Genomic DNA, 2,680 nt, shown 5'->3' with positions numbered 1-2,680 from the left:
TTCCCAGCCGGCTCGCGCCGACACGCCTCTTGCAGGCATGGACGCTGCAGGTATGGACGCCGACGAGGCGGACGACGGGGCCGATGTCTTTTCCAGCAACGAAGAGCCGGTGTCCGACACCTTCCAGCGGCTACGTCCCGCCGAGCGCAAGCGCAGCTATGGCGGGCTGATCGCCGCTGTCGTCGCGCTGCTGGTCGTTGCCGGCGGCGGTTACGGCATCTGGCTGAACAAGGACGCTTTCGGCAAGATGCTCGGGCCTGGCGGCAACCCGGTCGCCAAGACCGAACCGGTGAAACCGGCCCCCGCCAAGCCGGCAAATGATGCGGCGGCAACGCCGCCGGCGCCCGCGACCGGCGGCGGCACGGAAGCCGAAAGCACGAAATTCACCCAGCGGCTGACGCCGCAGGGCAGCGAAGTCGATCCCGGCCCGGCCGGTGGTCAAAGCGGCATCGGCGAAGGCGAATCGGTCGCCGCGCTGACCACGCCGCCCTCGGCGACGAACGCGCCGGCGATTTCCGCACCGGCCGCCGGCACGCCTGCCGCGACTACGCCTCCGGCGACAGGTGCCGCCCCCGCAACACCGCCTGCCAATGGAGCTGCCCCGGCAGCGCCGGTCAATGCTGCCGCCACTCCGCCCGCACCAGCAGGTGCTGCGCCGCCCGCACCGGCGGCCGCGCCCGCGGAAACCGCGCTGCCGGTCGGCCAGAAGGCGATCTTCTATGAAGAGCGCACCAGCACCGCCCAGGGTTCGGCGGAGCCGGGCAATATCGTCTGGTCGCTGGTTCAGGAATCGCCCGGAGGCGACCTGCCGCCGGAGCCGGCGATCCGCGCCGAAGCCACCATTCCCGGCAAGGATATCCAGTTGCGCATGACCATCCGCCGCAACACCGACCAGACACTGCCGGCCAGCCATATCATTGAGATGATCTTTCTGACGCCCGACGGTTTTGAGGGCGGCGGTGTCGACAACATCCTGCGCGTCGCCATGAAAAGTTCGGAACAGGATGCCGGCAGCCCGCTGATCGGCATTCCGGCCAAGATCGCCGACGGTTTCTTCCTCGTCGCGCTCAACGACACCAAGGCCGACGAAGACGCCAACATGACCTTGCTTCGCGGCCAGGACTGGATCGACGTGCCGGTCGTCTACAAGACCGGACGGCGGGCATTGCTGACCATGGAAAAGGGCATTCCCGGCGAGAAGGTGTTCGACGAGGCGATCAAGGCCTGGCAGGCGAAAACGGCGGGCTGAGAAGGGCGCCGGCCCGGAGCCCCTTTGGTTTAGAAGCCTTGGAACAACATGTCGAGCGCGGCGACGATGTCGTCGTGGTGTCTGGAGAGATTTCCCTCGGCATCAGGCAATTCTGAGGCCATCAAGGCTGACATGAATTGTGTGACCATCACATGATTCCTGCCGTCGATTGCGAAGGTCGGGTTTAGACGGCGGCCCGGAACCGGGGCTATGTCGGGCGGCATCAACGGAATGACGACCCTCGTGGTCAGTCCCTCAAGAAGGTCGGACTGAACATCGAGAAGATAACCGCTACCTTCGGCATTCCGATAGAGATCGTAGCGTGCCATCAAAACAGCCGGTGTTTGGCCAATGGCAGCCCGTTGCGCCTGACATACTCATTGGAGCTTTGAATAGCTTCCTTGTTTTCTTCTTGCCAACGACGCGTCTTTTCTGCCGCAATCGCTTTTGCGATACCTGCCTCTGCGGCGCGGGAGATGTTGATGCCCAACGCCTTGGCGTCTTTGATCAGCTGAGAATCAATGGATGTGTTAACGGACTTTCGCTGAGGTTTCGGCGTCGATTGAAGCATAGAGACCGCCTCCTTTTATGCGCATAATGTAGGCGCATAAAAGCCCGCACGCAATCCTTCACCTCTCCATTTCCTCCCGCAGCATCTCCAGCTCCAGCCACTCTTCTTCAAGCGCGGCCAGCGTGGCGCGCTCCTTGTCGAGGGCGGCGATGGTTTTCTGGAAGGAGGCCGGGTCGCGCTCGTAATAGGCCGGATCGGCGATGTTGTTCTCCAACCGTGAGATCGAAGCCATCACAGCTTCGATTTTCTTGGGCAGGGATTCCAGCGCGAATTTCTGCTTGAACGACAGTTTCTTCGCCGGCCCCTTTGGCGCAGCAGCTTCACTTTTGGTCGTCATTGGCGCATCGCCGTTTTCGGCCTTCGCGCGCGCCCTGCGGTCGTCGAGCCGGGTGCCGCCGCGCTGCGCCAGCATGTCGGAGTAACCGCCGGCATATTCGATCCAGCGGCCGTCACCGTCCGGCGCGATCAGGCTGGTCACGGTGCGGTCGAGGAAATCACGGTCGTGGCTGACCAGGATGACCGTTCCGGCAAACCCGGCGACCAGTTCCTGCAGCAGTTCCAGCGTCTCCATGTCGAGATCGTTGGTCGGCTCATCGAGCACCAGAAGGTTTGCCGGCCGCGCCAGCACGCGCGCCAGCAAGAGCCGCGCCCGCTCGCCGCCGGACAACTCGCGCACCGGGGTGCGCGCCTGCTCCGGCTTGAACAGGAAATCCTTCATGTAGGAAACGACATGGCGCTGCTCGCCATTGATGACGAGGTTTTCGCCGCGACCGTCGGTGAGATACTGCGCCAGCGTCTCTTGCGGGCCGACCGCCTCGCGCTTCTGGTCGAGCGTGGCGATCTCCAGATTGGTGCCGAGC

4 protein-coding genes are annotated in these 2,680 nt (G+C 63.9%); 1 reads left to right on the top strand and 3 read right to left on the bottom strand.

Annotated features, from left to right (window positions below):
* On the top strand, positions 1–1,249 hold a 1,249-nt coding region (locus EN935_RS42360; protein ID WP_127373936.1), incomplete at its 5' end, for a hypothetical protein.
* Positions 1,250–1,278: 29 nt separating this feature from the next.
* Here the strand turns inward: EN935_RS42360 and EN935_RS30300 are convergent.
* The 3 genes from EN935_RS30300 to EN935_RS30290 all read right to left on the bottom strand — a co-directional run.
* Complete coding sequence (locus tag EN935_RS30300) at positions 1,279–1,578, bottom strand: CcdB family protein (RefSeq protein WP_126070879.1); 300 nt, start codon at positions 1,576–1,578, stop codon at positions 1,279–1,281.
* Positions 1,578–1,820 carry a type II toxin-antitoxin system CcdA family antitoxin gene (locus EN935_RS30295; RefSeq protein WP_109664821.1) on the bottom strand — a complete coding sequence of 81 codons (243 nt, stop codon included), beginning with the start codon at positions 1,818–1,820 and terminating at the stop codon, positions 1,578–1,580. Before EN935_RS30295 ends, EN935_RS30300 begins: the two co-directional genes overlap by 1 nt.
* 58 nt (positions 1,821–1,878) lie before the next feature.
* On the bottom strand, positions 1,879–2,680 hold an 802-nt coding region (locus EN935_RS30290), incomplete at its 5' end, for an ATP-binding cassette domain-containing protein (protein WP_127373935.1).

Origin of the sequence: Mesorhizobium sp. M7D.F.Ca.US.004.03.1.1, assembly GCF_003998635.1 — a bacterium.
Classification (GTDB): domain Bacteria; phylum Pseudomonadota; class Alphaproteobacteria; order Rhizobiales; family Rhizobiaceae; genus Mesorhizobium; species Mesorhizobium loti.
The sequence above is the reverse complement of the archived record's forward strand: the minus strand, read 5'-3'. Positions and strand labels throughout refer to the sequence as shown.